This is a genomic window from Arcobacter roscoffensis (assembly GCF_024267655.1).
Classification (GTDB): domain Bacteria; phylum Campylobacterota; class Campylobacteria; order Campylobacterales; family Arcobacteraceae; genus Arcobacter_B; species Arcobacter_B roscoffensis.
This window is the reverse complement of the sequence record NZ_CP100595.1, coordinates 2,802,570-2,827,288: the sequence shown is the minus strand read 5'-3', so window position 1 is coordinate 2,827,288 and position 24,719 is coordinate 2,802,570. Positions and strand designations below refer to the sequence as shown.

At 25.5% G+C, this 24,719-nt stretch carries 20 protein-coding genes; 16 read left to right on the top strand and 4 right to left on the bottom strand.

Annotated features, from left to right (window positions below; all coding sequences use genetic code 11):
* Positions 1-72 precede the first annotated feature (72 nt).
* The 5 genes from NJU99_RS13370 (at position 73) to nhaA (ending at position 5,808) form a co-directional block, all read left to right on the top strand.
* Positions 73-1,506: a COG3400 family protein gene (locus tag NJU99_RS13370; RefSeq protein WP_254576405.1), complete on the top strand. Its 1,434-nt coding sequence runs from the start codon at positions 73-75 to the stop codon at positions 1,504-1,506.
* A 19-nt stretch (positions 1,507-1,525) separates the two neighbouring features.
* Positions 1,526-2,662: a succinyldiaminopimelate transaminase gene (locus NJU99_RS13365; RefSeq protein ID WP_254576404.1), complete on the top strand. Its 1,137-nt coding sequence runs from the start codon at positions 1,526-1,528 to the stop codon at positions 2,660-2,662.
* Complete coding sequence (locus NJU99_RS13360; RefSeq protein ID WP_254576403.1) at positions 2,649-3,230, top strand: hypothetical protein; 582 nt, start codon at positions 2,649-2,651, stop codon at positions 3,228-3,230. Before NJU99_RS13365 ends, NJU99_RS13360 begins: the two co-directional genes overlap by 14 nt.
* Positions 3,231-4,535 (top strand): UDP-N-acetylmuramate--L-alanine ligase, encoded by a 1,305-nt coding sequence (gene murC / locus NJU99_RS13355; protein WP_254576402.1) that lies wholly within the window; start codon positions 3,231-3,233, stop codon positions 4,533-4,535.
* Positions 4,536-4,614: 79 nt separating this feature from the next.
* Positions 4,615-5,808: a Na+/H+ antiporter NhaA gene (gene nhaA, locus NJU99_RS13350; RefSeq protein ID WP_254576401.1), complete on the top strand. Its 1,194-nt coding sequence runs from the start codon at positions 4,615-4,617 to the stop codon at positions 5,806-5,808.
* On the opposite strand, the gene NJU99_RS13345 is transcribed toward nhaA, so the two are convergent.
* From NJU99_RS13345 to NJU99_RS13335, 3 genes are all read right to left on the bottom strand, one after another.
* The gene (locus NJU99_RS13345; RefSeq protein ID WP_254576400.1) at positions 5,805-6,590 is read right to left on the bottom strand and encodes an AraC family transcriptional regulator; all 786 of its coding nucleotides are present in this window, start codon (positions 6,588-6,590) and stop codon (positions 5,805-5,807) included. The two genes, nhaA and NJU99_RS13345, sit on opposite strands and share 4 nt — an antisense overlap.
* 2 nt (positions 6,591-6,592) lie before the next feature.
* Positions 6,593-7,165: a GNAT family acetyltransferase gene (locus NJU99_RS13340; RefSeq protein WP_254576399.1), complete on the bottom strand. Its 573-nt coding sequence runs from the start codon at positions 7,163-7,165 to the stop codon at positions 6,593-6,595.
* Positions 7,166-7,234: 69 nt separating this feature from the next.
* A complete protein-coding gene (locus NJU99_RS13335; RefSeq protein WP_346731824.1) occupies positions 7,235-7,693 on the bottom strand; it encodes a DNA-processing protein DprA in 459 nt (152 codons plus the stop codon).
* Between the two features lie 215 nt (positions 7,694-7,908).
* Here NJU99_RS13335 and NJU99_RS13330 point away from each other — a divergent pair, with 215 nt between their 5' ends.
* The 4 genes from NJU99_RS13330 to NJU99_RS13315 are packed head-to-tail and all read left to right on the top strand — an operon-like array spanning position 7,909 to position 12,492.
* The gene (locus NJU99_RS13330) at positions 7,909-8,580 is read left to right on the top strand and encodes a TnsA endonuclease N-terminal domain-containing protein (protein WP_254576398.1); all 672 of its coding nucleotides are present in this window, start codon (positions 7,909-7,911) and stop codon (positions 8,578-8,580) included.
* Entirely contained in the window at positions 8,568-10,424 is a 1,857-nt protein-coding gene (locus tag NJU99_RS13325) for a Mu transposase C-terminal domain-containing protein (protein ID WP_254576397.1), read from the top strand. The genes NJU99_RS13330 and NJU99_RS13325 overlap by 13 nt, the downstream gene beginning before the upstream one ends.
* Before the next feature lie 2 nt (positions 10,425-10,426).
* Positions 10,427-11,362 carry a TniB family NTP-binding protein gene (locus tag NJU99_RS13320; RefSeq protein WP_254576396.1) on the top strand — a complete coding sequence of 312 codons (936 nt, stop codon included), beginning with the start codon at positions 10,427-10,429 and terminating at the stop codon, positions 11,360-11,362.
* Complete coding sequence (locus NJU99_RS13315; RefSeq protein WP_254576395.1) at positions 11,359-12,492, top strand: TniQ family protein; 1,134 nt, start codon at positions 11,359-11,361, stop codon at positions 12,490-12,492. Before NJU99_RS13320 ends, NJU99_RS13315 begins: the two co-directional genes overlap by 4 nt.
* Before the next feature lie 226 nt (positions 12,493-12,718).
* On the opposite strand, the gene NJU99_RS13310 is transcribed toward NJU99_RS13315, so the two are convergent.
* Complete coding sequence (locus NJU99_RS13310) at positions 12,719-13,231, bottom strand: recombinase family protein (RefSeq protein ID WP_254576394.1); 513 nt, start codon at positions 13,229-13,231, stop codon at positions 12,719-12,721.
* 172 nt (positions 13,232-13,403) lie between these two features.
* Here NJU99_RS13310 and NJU99_RS13305 point away from each other — a divergent pair, with 172 nt between their 5' ends.
* The 7 genes from NJU99_RS13305 (at position 13,404) to NJU99_RS13275 (ending at position 24,362) form a co-directional block, all read left to right on the top strand.
* Positions 13,404-13,589: a hypothetical protein gene (locus NJU99_RS13305; RefSeq protein ID WP_254576393.1), complete on the top strand. Its 186-nt coding sequence runs from the start codon at positions 13,404-13,406 to the stop codon at positions 13,587-13,589.
* Positions 13,590-14,332: 743 nt separating this feature from the next.
* Complete coding sequence (locus NJU99_RS13300) at positions 14,333-15,268, top strand: putative phage abortive infection protein (RefSeq protein WP_254576392.1); 936 nt, start codon at positions 14,333-14,335, stop codon at positions 15,266-15,268.
* Positions 15,255-16,316 (top strand): nucleoid-associated protein, encoded by a 1,062-nt coding sequence (locus NJU99_RS13295; protein ID WP_254576391.1) that lies wholly within the window; start codon positions 15,255-15,257, stop codon positions 16,314-16,316. The genes NJU99_RS13300 and NJU99_RS13295 overlap by 14 nt, the downstream gene beginning before the upstream one ends.
* Positions 16,313-17,269 carry a GTP pyrophosphokinase gene (locus NJU99_RS13290; RefSeq protein ID WP_254576390.1) on the top strand — a complete coding sequence of 319 codons (957 nt, stop codon included), beginning with the start codon at positions 16,313-16,315 and terminating at the stop codon, positions 17,267-17,269. The genes NJU99_RS13295 and NJU99_RS13290 overlap by 4 nt, the downstream gene beginning before the upstream one ends.
* Before the next feature lie 206 nt (positions 17,270-17,475).
* On the top strand, positions 17,476-18,522 hold the full coding sequence (locus NJU99_RS13285; RefSeq protein WP_254576389.1) for a hypothetical protein: 1,047 nt from the start codon (positions 17,476-17,478) through the stop codon (positions 18,520-18,522).
* Positions 18,523-18,703: 181 nt separating this feature from the next.
* Positions 18,704-23,485, top strand: a complete 4,782-nt coding sequence (locus tag NJU99_RS13280; RefSeq protein WP_254576388.1) for a P-loop domain-containing protein — start codon at positions 18,704-18,706, stop codon at positions 23,483-23,485.
* Positions 23,478-24,362, top strand: coding sequence for a hypothetical protein (locus tag NJU99_RS13275; protein WP_254576387.1), 885 nt, complete (start codon positions 23,478-23,480; stop codon positions 24,360-24,362). Before NJU99_RS13280 ends, NJU99_RS13275 begins: the two co-directional genes overlap by 8 nt.
* Positions 24,363-24,719: the final 357 nt, after the last annotated feature.

Below are 24,719 nucleotides of genomic sequence, written 5' to 3'. Positions count from 1 at the left end.
AAATAATTTTTTAGAGATGTATGAAGTTTTTATTGAAATCTACTATTAATTTAATTAAGATATAATATCAAAATGAAAAAGATATTGATAATTTTAGATGGTATTGTTGCTAAGAAGCTGATGCATAGAATTGTTGAGGCTAACACTAATGAAAATGCATATGATGTGATTTACATGAGTGATTTGATATTACCTGTTCAAAAACCTTCAAACTTTACTTTTTATAAATTTGATCCAACTTCAAAATCTAAACTATCTATGGTTTTAGATAAGAATATTCACACAGAAGTTTTAATAGCACTTAACTCAAAAGATGAGATGATAAGTGTAATAAAAAATATTAGAGAACATAAACAAAATCTTCAAATGAATGTACTTGATTATTGGGGTTTAGAGGTTGATGATCCTTATGTAAATGTTTATAAAGGTATTGAGGTTTTAGCAAATGGAATGGTTGAAAGACTTCCAAATATTCCTGTAGTTGCCCAAAATATTGGTCTTAAACAAGGTGAAATTATGGAAATCAGAATTCCATTTGGTAGTTCATATGCTTATAGATATATAGGTTCGATTGAACAAAAAAAATGGAAGATTTTTGCCTTATATAGAAACCAACAACTTCTTACTATTAAACCCTCACTTGTACTAAAACCAAACGACGTAATTTTAGTAGTTGGTAAGCCTTATGTTTTAATGCAAGTATTTAATGCAATCGGAAAAAATCAAGGGCAGTTTCCTATGCCTTTTGGTCATAACATCTATTTATATTTAGATTTATATTTGCAAAAAGAAGAGAGCGTAAGAAAAGCTATTTTAGAAGCTAAGTTTTTAAATCAAAGACTAAAAAATAGAAAATTAATAGTAAGAATTACTAGACCAACTACTGTTGGTATTATGAATTTTATAAAAGATGAACTAAGGCATTTCCCTACAATTACACTAATAATTGATTATGGAAATACAGGAATCTTTAAAATACTAAGAGAAGACTTTAGAAAATACGACATAGGTATGATTATTTTAACTCAAGAGATGTTTAAAAATAAAGAGGCTATTTCAAAACTAATTGATTTTAAAGTACCTATTTTTAAATTAGGAAATGAAAAACTAAAATCTGTAAAAAGCACAGTTGTAGTTTTAAATGATACACCATCTTATGAACAAATATCTCCTATGGTTTTTGATGTTGCAAGTCAGATAAAAACAAAAACTAAAATTTTTGATTTAGATCCAATTGGTGAAGAAGAAGATAAATCAAATCTTTTAGATCACTTTGAGAATCTTGCAAAAATCTTTAATGAAAAAGTAGAGATTATTTCAAGTACTGAAAATCCAATAAGAAAATTAAAAAAGCAAAAAAATATGCTTCAAATTTTACCATTGAAAAAAGAGATGTTTAAAAAAAGATTTTCTATTAAGTTTTTTTATACAAATACAGATTATATCTCTTTTGATATGAATCAATATAATCAACTTCTAATTCCAGTAGTTGAAGAGCAAAATTAAATTAAGGATAAGTTTTATAATGAATTTTGAAAAATACCCTTTTGAAAGGTTAAATGAACTATTAGCTGATGTAGTTCCTAATGAAGAATATGAGTTATCAGCTTTAACTATAGGTGAGCCAAAATTTGAAACACCTGGTTTTATTCAAAAAACTTTAAAGGAAACAACTGCTTCTTTAAAGAAGTATCCTGCAAGTGGAGGTTTACCTGAGTTAAAACAAGCAATGGTAAATTTTGTAAAAGAAAGATTTAATGTTGATATTAAACAAAGTGAAGTAATTCCTACTTTTGGTACAAGAGAAGCACTTTTTAACTTTCCTCAATTTGCTCTTTTTGATAAAAAAGATCCTGTTATTGCTTTTACTAATCCTTTTTATCAAATTTATGAAGGTGCAGCGATTGCTAGTAGAGCTGAAGTTATTCACATAGATTTAACAAAAGAAAATGATTTTAAAGCACAGCTTAGTGATGAAGAACTTAAAAGATGTGATTTAGTAATTTTAAACTATCCAAATAATCCAACATCTGCTGAAATGACAAAAGAAGAACTAGGTCTTTGGGTTAAAAAAGCTTTAGAGTTTGATTTTATTTTAATAAATGATGAGTGTTATTCAGAGATTTATTTTGATGAAGATGATAAACCAGCATCACTTTTAGAAGCAAGTATAGAAGTTGGAAACACTAGTTTTAAAAATGTACTTGTAATGAACTCTATTTCAAAAAGAAGTTCAGCTCCAGGTCTTAGATCAGGTTTTGTAGCAGGTGATGAAGAGATTCTAAAAGCTTATATGAAATATAGAACTTATGTTGGATGTGCTTCACCTGTGCCTTTACAAATAACTGCTGCAGTTGCTTGGAATAATAAAGAGCACGTAGATGAGTTTAGAGCAGTTTATAAAGAAAACTTTCAATTAGCAAAAGAAATTTTAGGAATAAATCCTCCAAAAGCAACTTTTTATATCTGGCTTGAAGTAAAAGATGAACTAGAATTTACAAAAGAGCTTTATAAACAAAAACATATAAAAGTTTTACCAGGAAGTTTCCTAGGAAGAAATGGTATTGGTAAAGGATATGTAAGAATTGCATTAGTTGAAAATGCACAAAAAACTAAAGAGGTATTAACTAGATTAAAGGATTTTATTGATGGACAAAAATGAGTTAAATGAAGCAAGAACTAACCCTGAATTTTTAAAATATTTAGAAGAGACGAGGGTTTCATCTATGGAGAATAAAGACATTTCAGCTATGTATGAAACACTTGATTCTATGCTTGTTCTTGGTTTAGATGAAGAGAAAATAAACTCTTTATATGAAGCTATTTTAATAACTGCATTTGAAAATGTTGAAAAAATAGTAAATGAGAATAAAAAACTTGATTTAGTTGATAATAATTTACTTTATGTAAGAGCTTTTTATGAGCATGCAATTGAGAAATGGTCATATGATAACTTTGATGGAGCAAAAGAGTTAGTTTTTGTTTTAGCAAATATTATTGATGATGAAATTTTAGAGCAAGCATTAAATGTACTTTTAGTAGTACTTGCTAAAAATATCTCTTTAGATGATTTTTATGAAACAGAAGTTAATTTAGACATGAATAGTTCAAATGAAAAGTATGGATATTTCTTAGTTGACTTTAAATTTATTCCAAATAAATTTTTAGAAGAGAATAAAGAGCTTTTACAAGAACAATATAAAAAACTACAACCCTTACTGGATGCCTAGATGAAAGTTCATTTTATTGGAATAGGTGGAATTGGACTTTCAGCCTTAGCTAGATTTTTAAAAAATGATGGTCATGAAGTATGTGGTTCAGATATGAAAAGTACTCCTATTACTAAAGAGTTAGAAAAAGAGGGAATAAAAGTTTCATGTCCTCAAGATGCTTCAAATATTAGTGATGGTTTAGATTTAGTAATTTACTCAGCAGCTGTTACTGATGAAAATCCAGAATTAATTGAGTCAAGACTTAAGCAAATTAGAACACTTTCACGAAAAGAAGCCTTACCTATTATTTTAGGTGATAAGAAAAACTATTGTGTTGCAGGAGCTCATGGTAAATCAACAACAACAGCTATCTTAGCTTCAATTTTAGATAGTTCAGCACTTATAGGAGCTATATCAAAAGATTTTGGCTCAAACTTTAGATATGTAAATGATTTAGTTGCTTTTGAAGCTGATGAATCAGATGCTTCTTTTTTACTTTCAAATCCTTATTGCTCGATTGTTACAAATGCAGAACCTGAGCATATGGAATATTATCATTATGATTATGAGAAGTTTTTTCAAGCCTATGAGAAGTTTATAAATTTAGGTCAAAAAAATGTTTTAAATGGTGAAGATGAATATATCAAGAAACTAAATATTAAAAATCCAAACTTTTTATATCCAAGTGCTGATATTAAAAACTTATGTTTTTTACTAAAAGATGGAGAGCCTTTTACAAGATTTGATTTAAAAGATTTAGGTTCTTTTGAAGTTTGGGGTTTTGGTTATCATATTGCCTTAGATGCTTCCCTTGCTATTTTAGCAGCCTTAGAAGAGCTTGATGTTGAAACTATTAGAGAAAATCTTTTAAACTATAAGGGTATTAAAAAAAGATTTGATATAGTTCAAAAGCATGATAAAATGGTTGTAATTGATGATTATGCCCACCATCCAACAGAAATTGAAGCCACTATGAAATCAGTTGAAGTTTATGACAACCTTACAAATCTAGATAAAAGAGTTGTAATTTGGCAACCACATAAATATTCAAGAACACATGATAATTTAGAAGGTTTTAAAAAATGTTTTAGAAGATGTGATGAGTTAATTATACTTCCTATTTGGACAATTCCAGGTGAAGTTGTACTTGATATAGACTTCCAAAAAGAGTTTGCTTCATATAATCCAGTTTTTGTTGATAGATTAAAAACAAGTGATGGAAAGATTGAACTTATAAAAGATGATAAGATTATTTCTGTATTAGATGAAGGAATAATTTTAGGAGTTGGAGCAGGAGATATTACTTATCAGTTAAGACATTAATTTGTTTTTTAACTAAAAATAAACATTTTTGTAATAGAATGATAATTAAAACCAACTCTTTTTAAAAGGTGGAAATAAAATGAAGGTTTTAGTTAGAAAATTTTTAAAAAATGAGTCTACCTCAGGTATTATATTAATGATAGTAACCTGTATTGCTTTGATTTTTAGTAATACATTTTTATCAGAATTTTATAATACCTTCTTACATACACCAATAGTATTTAAATTTGGTGATTCCTTAGATATATCAAAACCCTTAATTCTATGGGTAAATGATGGCTTAATGGCTATTTTCTTTTTGCTTATTGGTTTAGAAATAAAAAGAGAGTTAATATTAGGTCATTTATCCTCCTTTTCAAAAATAGCTCTTCCAGGAATTGCAGCTATTGGAGGTATGTTAGTTCCTGCACTTTTCTTTGTATTCTTTAACTATAATGATGATTTTGCCCTTAGAGGTTGGGCAATTCCAACTGCTACAGATATTGCTTTTGCTTTAGGAATTGTAGCTCTTCTTGGAAATAGAGTTCCAACTTCTCTTAAAATATTTTTAATGGCATTAGCTATATTTGATGATTTAGGAGCAATTTTAATTATTGCATTTTTTTATACTTCAAATGTATCTTTTGAAGCATTATCATTGGCTTTTTTTACAATTGTGATTTTATACCTTATGAATAAAATGCAAATAAAACTTTTAGGAGCATATTTACTTGTAGGGATATTCTTATGGATTTTTATTTTAAAATCAGGGGTTCATGCTACTTTAACTGGTATCATATTGGCTTTTGCTATTCCTTTAAATTTAAAAGATGAAGAAAAACAAAAAAGAATATCACCTGTGAAAACCTTGCAACATCATATACACTTTTGGGTTGCTTTTTATGTTTTACCTATATTTGCTTTTGTAAATGCAGGGATTGATTTAAGAGAAATGTCTATTGAAAAAATCTCAAACCCAGTATCTTTAGGTATTATTTTAGGTCTATTTTTAGGGAAACAAATTGGAGTGTTAAGTTTTACTTATCTTGCTGTGAAACTAAAACTCGCAAAACTTCCTAAATGCACCACATGGCTTCAGATATATGGAATTTCAGTATTAACAGGTATTGGTTTTACCATGAGTTTATTTATTGACTCACTAGCTTATAATGATTCAGATGCCTTTTTTTATACAGATAAATTAGCAATTCTAATAGGTTCTGTACTATCAGGGGTATTAGGATATTTAATTTTAAGAATAACAAAAAATAAAAAACACTGTAGTGTAGATTAACTTGTAGTAGAGTTTTTTACTTTACTTGGAGTATATCCTACGTGTTTTTTAAATACTTTTATCATATGAGATTGGTCTGTAAAACCACACTCATATGCTATATGACTAAGAGGTAAGTTTTGTTTTTGAAGTTCTCTTATTTTTACAACTTTTTTTACTTGAATAAATTGATTCACAGTTAGTCCAGTTTTCTTTTTAAACTCTCTTAAAAAGTGATATTTTGATAAGTTTATATGTGAAGCGATATCTTCAAGATTTAAATCTTGTCTGTATATATTTTTTTCTATATACTTAAGACTCTTTTCTATTTTGTCTTTATTTAAATTTGTAGCTTTAATATTTTCTTCTTTTATGAGTGAATGAAATTCAAGTAAATTTTCTACAAAATTTATAAGATTGCTATCGATTAGTATTTCATTTACATTCTCATTTTCTAAGCTTTCATACAAGTCTTTAAATAGTGATATACTTACTTCATCACTTATAATATTTTCTAAAGTAATACTAAAATCTATTTCTTTTTGAAGTATGTTTTTTGCTGTTTGTTCAAAGATAGCTTTTGGAATCATTATATTTAAATGAGACCAAGTACTTTTTTGGGTACTGTGGTATTCAAAAGGATTGATTATTTGAAGTGAGTTTGCTCTTGCGTTTAAAGTACCTTTTTCAGTGATAAAAGTATGCACTCCCTCATATACTAAACTAATAGTATACTCCTCATGGAAGTGCTTATTCATAGTTATATTTTTGAAGTGATTATCTATATAAAAAATCTTAGACATTCTTACCTTTGTGAAACTCTTTTACTTGTATCATATACTAATTCGTAGTAGTTATTGTTATTGTATTGAAATTCTTGGATTACTTCAAGTCCAAGCTTTCTTTTATGGGCTTCATATGATCTTGGGTTTATTTTATTCACAAAAGTTACTAAAATTTCATATCTTTTAGACATATAATCAAGAGCAAAATCAAATAGCTTTTCTAAAATACCAGTACCCCTTACTTTTTTGTCTACACATACAGGCCCATACTGATATGAATTATCTACTGTAATTTTTTTACCTTTGTATATATTAAGGTTTGGTAAGTCTTCAATCATAAAAGCAAACATAGGCCATTTTGACCAGTATTGCCATGAAGCAGACATAACATATGCTAAAACTTCTTCCTTTTCATCAACTGCAATAAAAATACCTTGTTCTTTTTTTATAATATCTTCTAACTGCTCTTTAGTAAAAGCAGTTGTTACAAAACCATCTTTTTTATCATCTTCTTTTATTGAATCTACTTGATACTTATAATGTAGTTTTAAAATTGAATCAACATCACTTATTTGAGCTACTTTTAAATTCATATTAAGTCCTTGAATTTTTTAGCATATGATATATAAATATAAAAATATTATATAGTAAAATATTGCTTTTTATAAAACAAAAACTTTTCCATTTTTAATTTGAATTTTTCCAAGAAGTTCATATTCAAAAACTTTATCGCTATATTTTAAAACAGCTTCATCATAAGTAGGTGAGCCTTGACAGTATTCTAAAAAATCATCTTTTAAAGGCTTAATAAAAGAAGTTTTAGCAAATATATTTACAAAGGTATCAATATCATATATTGCTTCAATTAAGCCTTCTTGTACTAGTTTTTGTGTACCTAAACTTTCATTTATTCTATGGGGTAGGGTATAGACTTTTTTGCCCATTTTAAGTGCATATTCAACAGAAGTTAAACTTCCTGAATTTAAATCAGCTTGTGTAACAATAAGAACTTCACCTAAGGCTACAACTATTTCATTTCTTAGAACAAAAGTATAGTTTCTTGCTTTTTGTTTTTCTTCATAAGCAGATAAGACTAAGCCTTTTTGTTCAATACTTTCAATTAGGTTTTTATTTACACTAGGGTATCTTATATCTAATCCATTTGCAACAACTGTAGTTTACAAAAACAAACTTAAATAAAATTCCCAGAAAATTTATATTTTAATAAATGATCCTACAAGAATAAATTTAAATATGAACAATAAAAAACTTAAATAAATTTATAAATCCAAAAATAAACTTAAATAAGTTTCAACTTGAAGAATTATAGAAAGAGATGTATAATACTTATATGGGTGTTAGAAAAATTAAAAAAAGCTATATTTCATCAACTGGACATTTTAAGAGCTTTAAGAACAATAAACAAATTGCATATGAATCAATCCTAGAAAGAGATTTTTATATGACACTAGAATTTGATGATGAAGTTCTAAGCTATGAGGAACAACCTCTAAGAATTAATTATGAATATAAAGATGGAATTAGTTATAGATATACACCGGATTGTTTGGTGACATATTATGATAATACACAAAAATATTTTGAAGTTAAATATGCAAATAATATAAGAGATGATATTGAGCTAAAAGAAAAACTTGATTTTTTAATTACATATTTTTCTGAACAAATAGATATAGAACTTGAAATAGCAACAGATGAAGATATAGATAGTATCTATTTAGACAATTTAAACTTTTTATATAACTTTGCATACCTTCAAGAAGATGAAGAAAAATATTCACAAATAGAAAACACCCTTAAAAATTTAAATAATGATATTACTGTAGAACAATTATTACCTCAATTGAGTAACAATAAAATGGAACAGTTACAATATCTACCTTATATATGGAATTATCTTTTTATTAATACTTATCTTCTAGATCTTGATGAAAAAATAACAAACAAAGTGGTAATTAAAACAGGAAGTGATATATGGGAAAAATAGATTTAAAATCAGGCTCAATTGTTAATTACATGGGTGAACAGTGGAAAGTATTAAAAACTGTAGACTTTAAAAGCTTAAAAATTCAAAATATATACACCCATGATGTTTTTGTAGTTTCTATAGATGATTTACAATCTAATGTTGTAGAGACTCATAAGAACAGATATATTGATAGTTATTCTCGTGAAGAGTGGGCAGAGGCATTAAGACGGGAAGATATTATAAAAGATTTGGTTTTTGTAAGTAGAACAAAAAATGATGTTGAAAAAATTGCAAAAGAGCATGGATATAGTTATGTTACTTTATATAATTGGATTAAACGTTATGAGCAAACTGGAGAAGTTAGTTCTTTAGTTTCAGGAACTGCAAAAAGAGGGAAAAAAGGAAATAGATTAGATGCAAAAGTTGATGAAATTATTAATGATATTTTAGAAAATGTCTATTTAAATCAACAAAGATATAGTTTTAATAGAGTTTATAATAAAATTTATCTTGCCTGCAGACATGAAAATCTTAAAGCACCACATAGAAATACAATTAGATATAGAATATCTCAGATTGAGCCTAAAAAAGTTGTAAAACGAAGAGATGGATATAAGAAAGCACAAGAGCAATTTAAAAATTATGATGGTAAATTCCCTGCAGGTAAATTCCCTTTTGATTTTGTTCAAATTGATCATACACCACTTGATATAAGATTAGTTGATCGTATATATCGTAAACCTTTGGGTCGTCCTACTTTAACAATGGCAATAGATGTTTATTCTCGAATGGTAGTTGGTGTATATGTGTCTTTCTTAGGTCCAGCTTTTTATAATGTATCTCAATGTATGTTTAATATTTTTACAAAAAAAGATAATTTATTAAAAAAATATGGTGTTGAAGGAGAGTGGGAAATATTTGGAATACCACGTATAATTGGCGTTGATAATGGTCCTGATTTAGTTTGTGAAGATATGCAAAGAGTATGTGATGAGTATAGTATCTCTCTTCAAAAAAGACCAGTTGGCAGACCACAATTTGGCCCACATATTGAAAGAGCGTTTAAAACTCATAATGGAGATATTCATAATCTTCCCGGAACTACATTTTCTGACATTGCTGAAAAAGGAGATTATGACTCTGATAAACATGCATCATATACAATTGAAGAATTTACTACTTGGTTATTACACTATATTGTAAATATTTACCATAAAAAGTATCACAGTGAAATATGTATGACTCCTGAACAAAAATATTTAAAAGGAATTATAGGTAATGATGAAAATCCAGGTGTAGGTTTACCTCCTGTTTTAGATAATATCGAAGATGTTAAGATATCTTTATTACCCACTGTAATGAGAACAGTTCAAAAGGATGGTATTACAATTGATGGAGTTACATATTATTCTGATGTTTTAAGACACTGGATAGGAATTAAAAATGATGAAAATAGAAGAGTAAGTCATAAAATAAAAAGAGATCCTATGAATATTCAGAGAATATATTTTTATGATTCAGAATTAAAAGAATATTTTGAAGTACCTTACCGAAAAATATCAGCACCTGCAATGACTTTGTGGGATCTTTATGCAGTAAAAAAATATTTAAAAGAGCAAAAAATTAGAAATTATAATGAAGATGATATTTTTGATGCTTACGAAAAATTATATGAAATTGAAGATAATATAGAATCAACGCATAAAGCACATCTAAAAAAATACAAAAACAAATCAAAAAAAATAAAAGAGATGGTTTCTAAAAATAATGAAAAACTCAATGATAAATATAGTGAAATAGATACTGAAAACACTGATGAACTTTATAAAGATATTCAGATTTATGATATTACGGAAAATTAAATATGGTAAAGATAAATTTAAAACCAAGAGCTCAATCCCTTCTAAATGAAACAGATGAAGAGAGAATTAAATATATTAAAAAGAATAAATGGGTTAATTATCCTAAAGCACAAGAAATATTTAATATTCTAGAGGATTTAAAAAAGTATGAAAAAGATAAAAGTCGAATTTCGAGTATTCTATTAGTTGGGGCATCTACTAATGGAAAAACAACATTATTAGAAGAATTTATTAATAAATATCCCCCATATGATAACTATGAAAAAGATAATAAGAAAATAAAAGAAAAATTCTTAAATGACTATAATGCAATAGGTATACCTATACTTTATGTAGTTGCTCCTGCAGAACCAAGTGAGAGTAGATTATATAGTGAAATACTACATATAATTGATGCTCCATTTAACGATGGAATGTCAATTTCAAGAAAACAACATTTGGTAGAACATTACTTAAAAATACTTAATGTTGAAATGGTAATAATAGATGAGATACATAATATATTAAGTGGCTCTGTTGCAAGACAAAAACAAATAATGAATGCCATTAAGAATTTAAGTAATACTCTTAAAATTCCAATCGTATTATCAGGCATAAAAGATGCATTAAGAGCTTTAAGTACTGATGAACAGATTATTAGTAGATTTCGACCAGTTTTCTTGCCTAGATGGAAAGAAAATAAAGAGCTAATTAATTTAGTTTCAACATTCATTTCATCTTTTCCATTGAAAAAACAATCTTCTGTAAATGCTAGTTTAATTAAGGAACTTTTAGAAATATCACAAGGATATATTGGGGATATATCAGAATTATTAAAAGAAGCTGCAATATATGCAATAAGAACGAAAAGTGAGACTATTACATTAGAAGAAATTAAAAAATGTAAATTTAGATCTTTAGAGAAAGCAGATAAAAATAGTAAATTATTTTATGAATGATAAGTAAAAACCTAAAACCGGCAAGTTTAAAAGACAAGTTTTTTTTAATTATTCCTAGTGTATTGCATGATGAAAGCTTTTTGTCATGGTTTGCAAGAACTTCTTATTTACACTATATTCACCCTCAAACGTTTTTAAATACTCATTTTGGATTAGAATATAGAGATATATTCAAGCGTGATCTAGATGTTGCATTAAATAATGATTTAATTAAAATATTTACAAAAAAAACAAGAAATAAAATTGATATTTCATCTTTAACCTTAGGTAAATATACAGGATATTTATATGAAGATGAAATAGTAAATGCAACCAATAAAATGTTTATTTCAAATATGAAGTTTTGTCCAATATGCCTTAAAAAAGATAAAATTCCTTATTTTAGACAAACTTGGAAATTAATATTTATTACAGTTTGTGCAAAACATAATTGCTTTTTATACGATGTATGTCCTGAATGTAATAGTAAAGTTTCTCTTACTAAAATGTATCAGAATAAAAAAAGTTTTCTATATTGTCATAAATGTGGATTTGATTTGAGAAAATCAAAAATACAAATTTTAAAAAGAGATTTAATAAACGGGATAAATGCTCAAAACAAATTAATGAATATTTTAAAAAAAGGTTATATAAAATTTGAAGATAGATGGGTATACTCTTTTGTGTTTTTTATAACAATAATACAAATTACAAAATTAATACTTTTAAGAAAACACTCATATTTTGTAAATAAGAATCCATTATTTAAAATTTTAAAAAATAAATTAGCTGAACATATTAAAATATCACCACCAGTTTTTAATCGATTAAATAATCAAGAACTTTTTGCTTTATTTGGATTAATAATGGATATTTTTGATAATTATCCAAAAAATTTTAAAAGTTTTATTAACAAGAATCAATTAACATATTGGGATATGGTAAAAGAAATTAAATATTTATCATTTTGGTATGATACTTTAGTTAATGATACAACTCCTAGATATTCTGCTTTTGGAGATATGATTACAAAAGAAGAGATTGAGAATGCCAAAAAATATTTCAAAAGAAATAATATTAATATTTCAAAAGCAAATCTACAAAGACTTTTTAAGACAAGAAACTATTTTTTTAAACTGAAAGAGATTTAATATGTAAATTTACTTAACTTTTGCATCTAAAATTAAACTGATCTATCAACAGAAAATAGGACACAAAATTCTGAGCAGTCTATTCCTTAATTTCTTACTTTTTGAGCAGTTTTTGTAATATAAAGCTTTTCCCAAAAAGACTTGAAATTTTGAACATATGGAAGTAGTCAAATTGACTACTTCTTTTTAGCTAGATCTTTGATTGCTCTATAGATTGTATTATGTGCTACATGAAAAATCTTGGACAGAATGCAACAGGTTTTCTTTTTTCACGCTGTTTGTATATAATATTCCTTTCTTTAGTACTAAGAATAGCTTTTCTACCAAATTGAACAGCTTTTTTCTTTGCAGCTTCAATTCCTTCTCTAACACGTTCATTTATTAAATCACGTTCAAATTCTGCAATAGCACCTAACATTGTAAATAATAATCTACCTGCTGGAGATGTTGTATCAATATTTTGATGTAATACTCTAAGATTTACATCTTTGCTCTCTAAAAACTTTGCAATATTAGGAAGGTCTATTACAGACCTTGCTAGTCTGTCAAGTTTTGTAATATAAAGTACATCTCCTTCCCTTACAAAATCCATCATAATATTAAACTGTTCACGATCTGATTCATTCTTTTCTGATCTTTTTTCTGAGAAGAACTTTTCACAGCCTGAACTCTTGAGTTGATCAATTTGATTCTCAAGATTTTGGCTTGAAGTTGAAACTCTTGCATAACCTACATTCATAATAAATCCTTTATGTTGAATTTACTATTTATCTCATATATTTGAAGGAATGTAAAGTAGTGTATTTCTCCATAATAAAAGAACTATTTGTGAAGCTTAAGTTTTCCAGCAATACAGTTATTTACTGAAGAATATTCTGCTATACTTCATTAAAAACATATAAGAGGTTTAAATGCTAGGACAATGCACACCCTATGGGTTTATAATCAAGTTAGTTATCATTTTTTCATTAGCAGCAGTTGCAGTAACTATTACACAATTATTTACTAGTAACTCAATAATAAGTCTTATAGTATTTGCAATCACTTATGGTAGTTCTGCATATTTCTATCCTAAAGCTAAAGATTGCCAAATATAATAGGTTGTTGAACTTGTTATTTTAAGTTATCTTTATATCAATTTTTGTGTAAGTTATTTATTTTAGGCTATTTTATATATAACGAATAGTAAAAAATTTTAAAACACCCTACTTTAGGATACTTTAGAATAAATAAAGTTTTATACTATTATATATGAAATTCTATTTGGTACACAGTTGGTACATCTTCTATTTTTTCCTCTGCACTTTCAGTATTAGATTTATGCATTTTAAGTCCATAACTATTTCTGCAAACATTTCTCCTAATTCTCCATAAGTTAGTAAATGTCTATCTGTGAAACCATTATATTGTTGTACAATATCTGCTAAGTCTTCAAATATTCTAATTAATATAAAATCAGCATAGGGGTACTTTATACTTAACTCTTTATGTTCTATCTGCGCATTATATAGTTCTAACTAATTTTTCGACATCATCCTATATAAAATTACACATAAATAATCCTTTTTCATTGACACTATTTTCTAATAAAACAATGACAGACTTGGTAAAAATTTAAAAAAATATAAATCTTTATACATAAGTACTACTAATAATTAACTATTACTATAAATTTTAATATAGTTATTTTGGGATCATTGTTTGGCACAATAAAATTTTTAAAATATACACCTAAAAAATGTTTATTTAATTGCCTTTATATATTCAAGAATCAACTTTAATACAAATTTAATTATTTTATAATATTATTCTATTATTAAAAAAGTCAATGTAGGTATATATGAATAGTCAAGATGAACAAGTTAAAGAAATAAAAAGCCCTTTTAAAAGATATATTATAATTGCCGGAATAATGATTTTAATTGTTCTAATATTATATTTTTCTAAGTTTGGATTCTATAAATTATCTTCTAACCAAGGTGATTGGGGTACATTTGGAGATTTTGTAGGTGGATCACTTAATCCACTTTTAGCTTTTTTAAGTCTTATAGCTCTTTTAACCACAATTAAAATTCAAACTCAAGAATTAAGTGAAACTAGAAAAGAAATTAGAGCTTCTTCTCGTGCTTTACAAGATCAAAGTGAATCAGCAAAACTTCAGATATTTGAAAATACATTTTTTAAAATGATAGATGTTCATAATTCAATTGTATTAAATTTATCATTAAAAAAATTTAATGTTTCTAAATATGTAGATAATAAATTTATGGTTAAATTTATTGACAACTTCATAGAACTTGAAAGAAATGAAGATTCAAAAGATAGAGATACAATAAGACAACTTCATGATATATGTAAATCTTATACAAAGTTAAACTTATTTTCTAAAGAAGCACAATATGAAAAATTTTATAATTATTATGAGGATAAAATTAGCAATTATTATGGCTTCATATATCAAATTTTAAAATTCATTAAAGATGAAGAAGATAATAATCAAGATTTTAAATCTAAAAAATATGTTTATCTTTTTAGGTCTTTATTCTCAAAATCAGAACTTACTTTACTTGCATATCATTGCTTAAGTAAAATAGGAAGAAAAAAATTTAAATCTTTACTAGAACACTTTGAGTTTTTTGAGCATTTGCCAATTAAATACTTAGATGATAACCTAATAAGTAAATTTGATAAAAATATTTTTGGTAAAAGTGATAAATGGAAAAAATATTTAGAAAATAAACAAAATAAATTTAAGGATGAGTATGCCACTACATGAATTTACAAATTTGAATATAGATAGAATTATTACACATGAGATATTTCAAAGAAATGAACAAAGAGAAATTGTAACACCAAATATATCAACTGCACTAACAAACTTAGATGATGATGGAAAAGAAGAGTTAGCTACGAGAATAATAGAAGCTGTTGGTAAAGATTCTAAATCAATTGAGATGGATATTGAAAATAAAGAAGATAATTCAGTATACAGTCATATTAAAAGCATTTTAGAGAACAATTCTCAAAATAATTTTATTGAGAAATCAGCCAACATAGCTAACAACTTGGCAAGAGCACAAACTGCAAGAAATTTGCCAGGTGGAATTGTTGTTGTAATTGATGGAGTTACAAGTTTAGATGAAAATAAATATGTCGCAATTATTAAAGCTGAGCTTCAAGGTGGATTTCAAAAATCAAACAATAATACAATTACGTACGTTAGAGACTTATTATTAACTCCTCAACAAAAGTTATATAAAATTGGTATATTTATGGAATCTGAGACAAATAATGATTTGCGTGCATTTGTTTATGATTTTAATATGTCTAGATCAGAAGAGAATGGAATGGCACTCTACTTTTATGATAGATTTTTAGGATGTAAGATCTCACATACAGATAAATATCTTACAAGTAAATTCTATCATGAGGCAAAAAAGTTTATAGATAACAATTTTGATGAAGAAGATACTTTAGATATGCATACCCATTTATATTCATATTTAAAATCTGAATCTGCAACTATAAACGTAACTGAGTTTGCAGATCAATACATTGCAGAAGATATCAAAAGAAATGAGTTCAATAATCATTTACAAAATGTTGTAGGAAAAGAAGATTTTAATAGAACAATTACAAAAGATATAACTGATATTAAATCAAAACTTCGTATTAGAAAAGTAACATTCTCAAATAAAGTAAAAATTTCAGCTCCTTCTGAAGCGTTTGATGAGAATGTACAAATAATTGATGAATTTGAAAGAGATAATAAATTTATTACAAGTATTGAAATTGCAGGTAAAATTAGTGGACTTGATAAGTGACGGAACAAGAGTTTATAAAAAAATATGAAGAAGAGTCTGAACTTTATTTTAATTGGGGTAGTTTTATACTAAAAGAAATAAAAGTAAAAGCAAAAGCAAATAATTTAAGTTTTCAAATAGAACCAAAAGTTAGAATAAAAGATACGCTATCTTTAATTGCAAAAGCTTACTATAGAAACAAAAACTATAAAAATCCATATCTTGAAATTACTGATAAAGTAGGTATTCGTTTTGTTTTATTATTGAATAGTGAAATTCATATTCTCGATGATATAATTACAAAATCAGATTCAAGATGGGTTTGCTCAAAAGATAGAGATTTCGAAAAGGAAAGACTTGATGAACCATTAGCATTTGACTATCAATCAATGCATTATATATTAACAGCAAACTTGGATATTGAATACAATAATGTTATAATACCTAAAGGTACAACATGTGAAGTTCAAGTAAGAACTCTACTTCAACATGCATATAGTGAACTCTCTCATAGTAGAGTCTATAAACCAAGTTTTGATCCTGATGCAAAGGTTAAAAGAGTTGTAGCTAAAAGTATGGCTTTTTTAGAAGCAACTGATGATTATTTTGAAGAAGTGAATAAACAAATGAATGAAATTGCTGCTTTTAATTCCTTACAAAAACTAACACTATTATTAGAAAAGACAATAGGTAAAGAAGTAACTATTTCTGAAAAATATAATTATTTTATTATGGACTCTTTTGCAGAAGAATTTAATAATAACTCAATTGACATATCTAGTTATGAAGAATATAAAAAACTAGTAAAAAAAACGTTTAATAAAACCTTTTTAAATTCACAACCTATAATATTTTTCATCTATTATATGATAATTAATAAAAGGTCTACTTTAATAAAAAAATGGCCATTAACAAAAGAAGAATTAAGACCGCTATTTGTTCAAATAGGTGTATCTGTAAATGATTTGGGTTAAGTAACTTTCATTCTGATCATATAGACAAAAGATAATTATGTCAATTAATGAAATTGAAAAAAATATTGTATTTCTAAACAAAATATTATTAATTGAAAAAATAATAAAAATCTGATAAAGAATTTATTTTAAATATGTTGAGTTAGAAAATACTTTGAAGTGTCATTAGGCTTACATCGTCTTTCACTACGGTTATTAGGATATAAATGCAATTAGATTTTTATGAACAACTAAAGAGTATAAAACAAGAGGAACATTATCTTAGAAAAATAAGTATTAATTATGATTATTATATTAAAGGTGTAAGAGATATTATTCAAAGGTTGAATCAAAAAATTTCTTCAAAAAAGATGAATGGCTTGTTAAAAAAATTACAAATAAATAACAAGTTTAATGAATTGCAATATATTCAAACTGCCTGTGAACTAACAGTAATGAATGAATTTTTAAATGATAATTTTGAATTTATCTATGAAAATAAAATAACTCCGCCAAAGGATGTAGATTTTACAATTAAAAAAGACTGCGTACAATATAATATTGAAGTTAAATGTCCTAGTTATGTTTACAATAAAAAAGATAAAAATACAATCGAAATATCTTTTATAAATAGAGCACCTTCTTTAAAAGATAAAAATAATCTGGAAGAAGCTATTAAAGAAATATTAAAAGATAAATTTGATTTTATTGAAAAGAAAAATCTTGATAATATATTAAAAGATTTTTTAATATCTACGCAATCAAAAGTTGAGGACTCTTCTTTGACAAGTATAAATATTCTAGTTGTATGTTGCGATGATACTGTTGATATGCATACATGGAGAAATTATCTTTTTGGATACAGTGGATTCTTCACTGATAATAGTTTTATATCACATAGTGAATTTGATAGAGTTGATTTTGTCTGTTTGACGAATATATACAATAGACACTACAAATATTACAATGAACATCGAATATGTGACCATTGGAAATTATCATCTTCGTTTAATCTTTTGTATCCAAATAAATACTCAAAGCGAAATCAAAATGTTATTGGGAAAAATGAACTTGAAAAAATAAATAAAATATTTCCAAATTATAATATAGAATTTGAAGATTATTTACAAGATGACAATGATATTCCAGAAGGAGAAGAATTGTCAATGAAAAAAGAATTTTTAGGTGTTCATTTTTTTGTTGATAAGTTAGAAAAGAGAGGTGTCTATCATTTTAAAACAACTCAAAACTCTAACAATCTTAGCAGTAAATAGGTTATGTCAATGAAGTCTAACACTCTATAATCTCTTACTTTTAGAGCATTTTACTAATGAAAAGCTTTTCTCAAAGAAACTTGAAGTTTTGGAGTATGTTCAAAAAGTGCACTTTGTGGAACATTCAGTAATATTTGCTTTTTAGTTATAATACAAATTAATATTTTATAAAAGGTCTGTTTTGAGTTTAAATACTGCACATGAAGGTTATGCTTACCAAGATTTATTAACAATTTATTTCATTTTAGATGAACTTTTGAAAGGAAATAAAGATAGTATATTTTCTATTGATAAAAAGCATATTGATAATGATAGGTTTGATGATTTAGTAATAACAAGTGGAACTTATATTCAAAGAAAACAAATTAAATATAGTAATGAAACTACAGCAAAAGAGTTAGCAAAAGATGATTTTTCAAATGATAGCAATTACAAATTAGCTATTTATGAACTTTATAACTCATGGCAACAACTGAATTCAGATAAAAGTGAATTTAGATTATGTTTAGCTTGGGATGAACCAACAGAAGATAACATAAAAAAAGTATTAGCTCCTTTATCTGATGGCAAATCATCATTTTCCAATTTTACAACAAAACTTTTCAAAATTGATTTAGATGTATTATGGGAAGAAAACCCTGAAAAATTTAATAGATGGGATAGCCTAAAAAGATATGTACGAGAAAATAGTGTTGAAAGAGATGATTTTAAAAAATTTTGTGATGAACTTATTATAGAAATAGAATTACCGAAAGCTAGCCTAAATATATCAAATCCAAGTGATTTAGAAAATATTTTACTTAAACAAGCAGAAAGACTAGGAATAGGTGTTTACCCCAATGAAGATATTTACATTGTTGATTTTTTAGAAAGATTTGCAAAAAAAATTGGAGAATATAGAGCTAGCTCATCTGAAAAATCATTAGAAGATATACTAATTGATTTGAGAGTTAAAACAGATTTTGGAAATATTAAACAGAAATTCGAAATAGACCAAACAAAAAATATAAAAAGTCTTGATAAGTTTTCTTCTTTTTATACTAAAGTTATCGAGAATAATAAAACACTACTAATTGGAGAACCAGGAAGTGGGAAATCTTGGTTTTTAACTAACTTTATTGAACATTTAAGTGATACTTCTAAAAAAGTTATTAGACATTATTGTTTTACTAGTACAGAGGATGAAAGCTTTTATGAAAAAAGAGTTACATCAGATGTATTCTTTGGTAACCTTATTGCAGATATAATAAAAGAATTTCCTAATTTAAAAGAAGTTAAAGATAAATTATTTGCATCAGACTTAAATGAATTAAATATACTTTTATCACATATAGATGAAGAATTAATCATAATAATAGATGGCTTAGACCATATAGATAGAGTATTAAAAAATTCTGTTACTTTATCTCAAGAAAAAACAAAAATAATTGATTTTATCTCACAAATAAATATTTCTAAAAATATTTCTATTATTCTAGGTTCTCAGCCTGTAAATGAAATTCGTACTTTAGTAGAAAGTTTTAGTTATATAGAAGAGAAAATTCCTAAGTGGAATATAGATGACACTATTGAATTGATGGATAAATACTTATTAGAAGATGGCTTAATAGATACTAAGTCATTATCAGAATATATTTTTGAAAAAAGTGAGGGAAATCCACTTTATTTGACATATATTATTAAAACTTTATTAGTTCAAGGAAGTAGCCTTGAAGCAATTGAAGCTCTACCACAATATGAGTTTAATTTAAAATCTTACTATGAATATTTATCAGAGCAAATTAATAATAATATTACATCTGAAGTATTAGCATGTTTAGAGTTTTCAGTTACAAGAACTGAATTAAGTGAAATCATTACTTTTACTCATCATTTAGAGGATAATTTAAAAATTTTATCTCCAGTTATAGCTGAAAACATTTCAAGGGGTGGGATAAAACTATACCATGATAGTTTTAGGAGATTTAATGTTGAAAAGCTTAAAGCAAATGCAAATATAGATGAAATATATAAAGTAATCGCTAAATGGTTAAAAGAACAAGACTTTTATGAACATGCAAAATCTTATAGACATTTGTTAAAATATTATATTAAATTAAAAAAATTTAAAAAGGTAAAAACATATGCTTCTGTAGATTTTCTCACAAAGAGTCTATATAATGGTTATTCAGAAGATATTATCAAAATAAATTATGATAACTTTTTATATATTGCAAAAGAAACTTTAGACTGGTCTTTATTTGTTTATCTTAGTGAAATAAACAGAACTATTTATACTACTATATCAGAAGATTATAATAGTGAATTTTTAGAAAACTTTGAGTTATACTTTGAGGCAGTAGGTTTAATCTATGGCTTTAATAGAGCATATGAAATGCTATTTTTTGATGGAGAACAAAACTTCAGTTATTCAATCACTGCAAAAGCATTTTATATTTTAGATAATTATGATTATCCAATTGATTGGAATTTAATAGAAAACTTTTTTGATGGAAGTATTGAACTAGAAAAATTCAAATACTATATATGCTATATAATCTCATTAAATAATATTGATGACTTTATTAAAGAAAATAAAGACAACATATTTACACCTAATTATTCTGAATTCTTAAATATTTTAATCGAAGAGATTTATTTTAAATTAGGAATTGAAAAAATCAATGAAGTAGCTAATTTATATTCTATAGATCCTAATTTAATTAATAAAGTTCTTATAGAGATAAATGTAAATGATAGATTACTTTCCCCTAATTCAGAAATAGAACTTGATGATTTAAATTTAGATTTTATTCAAAATCATTATCAAGAAGGAATAGTAGAAAATTTCTTTTCTACTATCAATAAATATGGTATACACGATATAGGAAGATTAAAATCTTTCAAAGAAACTATCCCTTATTATAATTTCTTTTATAACTGGATACATTTTGAAATAGATATCTGTATTATTGAAAATGAATTAGTTAATAATGTAGATAATGAAACATTAAGTAATGAAGTTTTAGAAAAACTCAAATTTTTAGCAAGTGATGTTGAGCCATTTAAAGGAACCCCAAGAGCATGTGATTTAACAAGAAATCAAAGTTTTTTGATGAAGAAAAGTATTGAAAGAGCTTTATCTTATGTTCGTATTCCTGCTGTTTGGAAAGAAATAATTGAATGTTTAGAAATAATTTCTTTTGGAACAATGACTTATATCAAAGGGAGTCAAGGTGGTGTACTACCCTATGGAATGTTAATGGATATATTGTTTAATTATTTAAATGATGATAATAAGGAATATGTTTTAGAACTTTATAGAAAAATAGATGAAGGTAGAAGTGAGAATTATAATTACCATCTTGATTATAAGTTAAAGAAATCAATTCTTTTATCTAATATTGGTGAGATAAATGATGCAAAAAAAGAGTTATATGATGCAGTTACTTTAATAACTAGTTATACTTTTCATAAAGATAGGACATTAGAAGAAATAATTGAACCTTTAAATAGTATAAATAATATTGAACACAAATTTGCAAAAAAATATGCAAAAAAATTAAAATATTTAACTGACGCAGTAATGAAACATACAGATGATGGTAAAAATACTTGTTGGTTGACTACAGAATGGTTTGAAGAATTTTTAAAAGTTGATAGTAAACTTTCTTCTATGTACTTATTAAATCAGCTGTTAAATCGTCCTAACTTTTGGAAACTAGACTTTATGTTTGTAGATTATATTAAATATAATACCAATAAGATTGATCACATAATTTTAAATTTTCTACATAAATTATCTCCAACAAATTGTAAGAATAGCTATATAAATAGTTTTGTAGATAATATTTACAACATTATTCAAACAGATGAAAAGTTAGCTAAGCAATCATTAATAAATATTTTATCCAGAGATTTAAATAATTTTTATGATAAATTAACTGAAAAAACAAGTAAAAAAATAGAAGTGCTAAAAAATATTTTAAATATATCTATACATATAAAAGAAATAGAAAATAGAAATGATTTTTTATCTTATTCAAAAGATAGTTTAAGTGAAACAATAAATAAACAATTTAGCATTGATACCTTTTCTTCAACCGAGAAAACAACTGATAATATTATTGAATATTATGAGAATAAGGATGATTTATCAGATAAGGATTTAAACTATTTATTTCATTTCTTAAAAGAAAATAATGAAAGCTCAACTATTAAGAAAGTCTTAATTTCTTTAATTCATAAAAGACTTCCAAGAGGAGAAACTTATTTTGAAAATATAAGAAAATTAATTAATAAATTAGACATACAAAATAATACAAAAATTTTTCTTTTGGTTAATATCTTTATTTATTCTAAAGATGGTTGGTATAGACAATTTATTAATAAAGAAGCTTTAAAAGATGCTATAGCTATAGATGAAAATGAAATTTTAAATGTATTAGCAAAATGTTTATTTAAAATCTTTTCAAATTTTGGTTATGGTGCTAAATCTACTGCAAATTTAATTATTGCTTTTGAATATGCAGGTATAAATAAAGAAGAAGTCTTATCTATGTATAAAACTGGATTTGAACAAGTAGAATATAGGCTACCAAATGAAAGTGAATTTAAATGGAAAGAAGTGAAAGATAAAGAATTAAAAAATATGAATGATAATGAATTTGCTATAGCAATGATATTAACTAAAATGACATACTTGGATTCTTTAGTACAAAAAGAAATAATTTTTGCCATAAACTACATATTTAACTATAACAAAGATTTATTAATCAAACCTATAAAATGGTATTTACATAATCTTAAATACTTTCCACATATTTCAATTGCTAGTTTATTAGAACTATTTCTAATACAAATTGAAGATGATTTAAGTTTTTTCCAAAATTTTAAAGATGATATTATAGAATTACAAAATTTTGAGAATTTATATATAAAAAATATTTTAGAAGAATTATTAAAAAGAATTGAAAATGTTTAAATTTGATAGAGTAGAAAATATGGTTTTAAATCATAAATATATTATATATCTAAAGGATATAGGAATAGATACAGATGAAGTCATTAACAATATTAAAATAAATATTGAAGAAAAAGGCTATATATTAGATGATGTATTTTCTAATCCTATTTATAAAATGTTATCTACTAATATTCTAGTTGAAAATATCATTTTTGAAGAAGTAAATAAATTTTTGTTTGATAACTATAAAGATTCAGTTGTTTTTGAAGAAGATGTTAGCATCGATATTAAAAGTATCTTAGCTAGTCAAAATTCTGTAATTGACAGACCTAATATTAAAAAACCATCTGAAATTCAAGAGGGTTTTATTAAAGAATTTAATGTAGAAGAAAACTTTGTAAGAATTGCAAGGTTTGAAAGAGAAATAATTAAAGACTCTCATGACATAGGAAGAAAAGGGCAATCTATTCTTTTTGAGGGAATTATACCCCATGCAATAGATATAAACCGATTATTTTGTAATCAAACATCAAATAATATTTGGAATAATGACTTTTGTAGAAATGAAATGAATTTAGTAGGTTTATGTACTTTGATGAATAGTATTGAAACAACTCATATTCTGTGGTTTAATAGTTATTTTATAAAAGAATTTTTGTTAAAACTTGATAATTTTAACAAAGGATTAAGAGCAATAAATGAAAATAATGAAGTTGTATTAGAATTTAGACAATGGAGAAAAGATTTAATAGGTAATGGAGCTTCATTTGTAGGTCACGATTCAAATATTGCTACACTTGAAGGATGTGATTTATTATTAAGAGAGGATTATTTTCAAGAATTAAATAAAATCTTTCCTGAATTAATTATTCGTGCCGAAAAAATAGAATCATAAACGAGGTAATTATTATTAAGTGTTTAAAAAAACAGTAATTACATATCTTTTTTTTAGTATTAAAAGTAAAGGTATTCGTGTTAAGATATAGAAAAGAGATAAATTTATATTAAAAGTTTAGAATTCTAAATTAAGATAGGATAACCAAAAGTCACCATATAATTACTTTCAAGATGGTTAATATCTCAACGTTAAATAGGACACAAAATTCTTTAAAGTCTCTCTCAACCTCTAAATTTTGGAATAAAATTAGAAAATCTTACTTATTGGATTTATAACCTTTATTCAGATATGTAATTTGTTCCAAATAGTGTTCAAGAAGTAGAATTTAGAGATTCTTTTAAACCCTTAGGACTT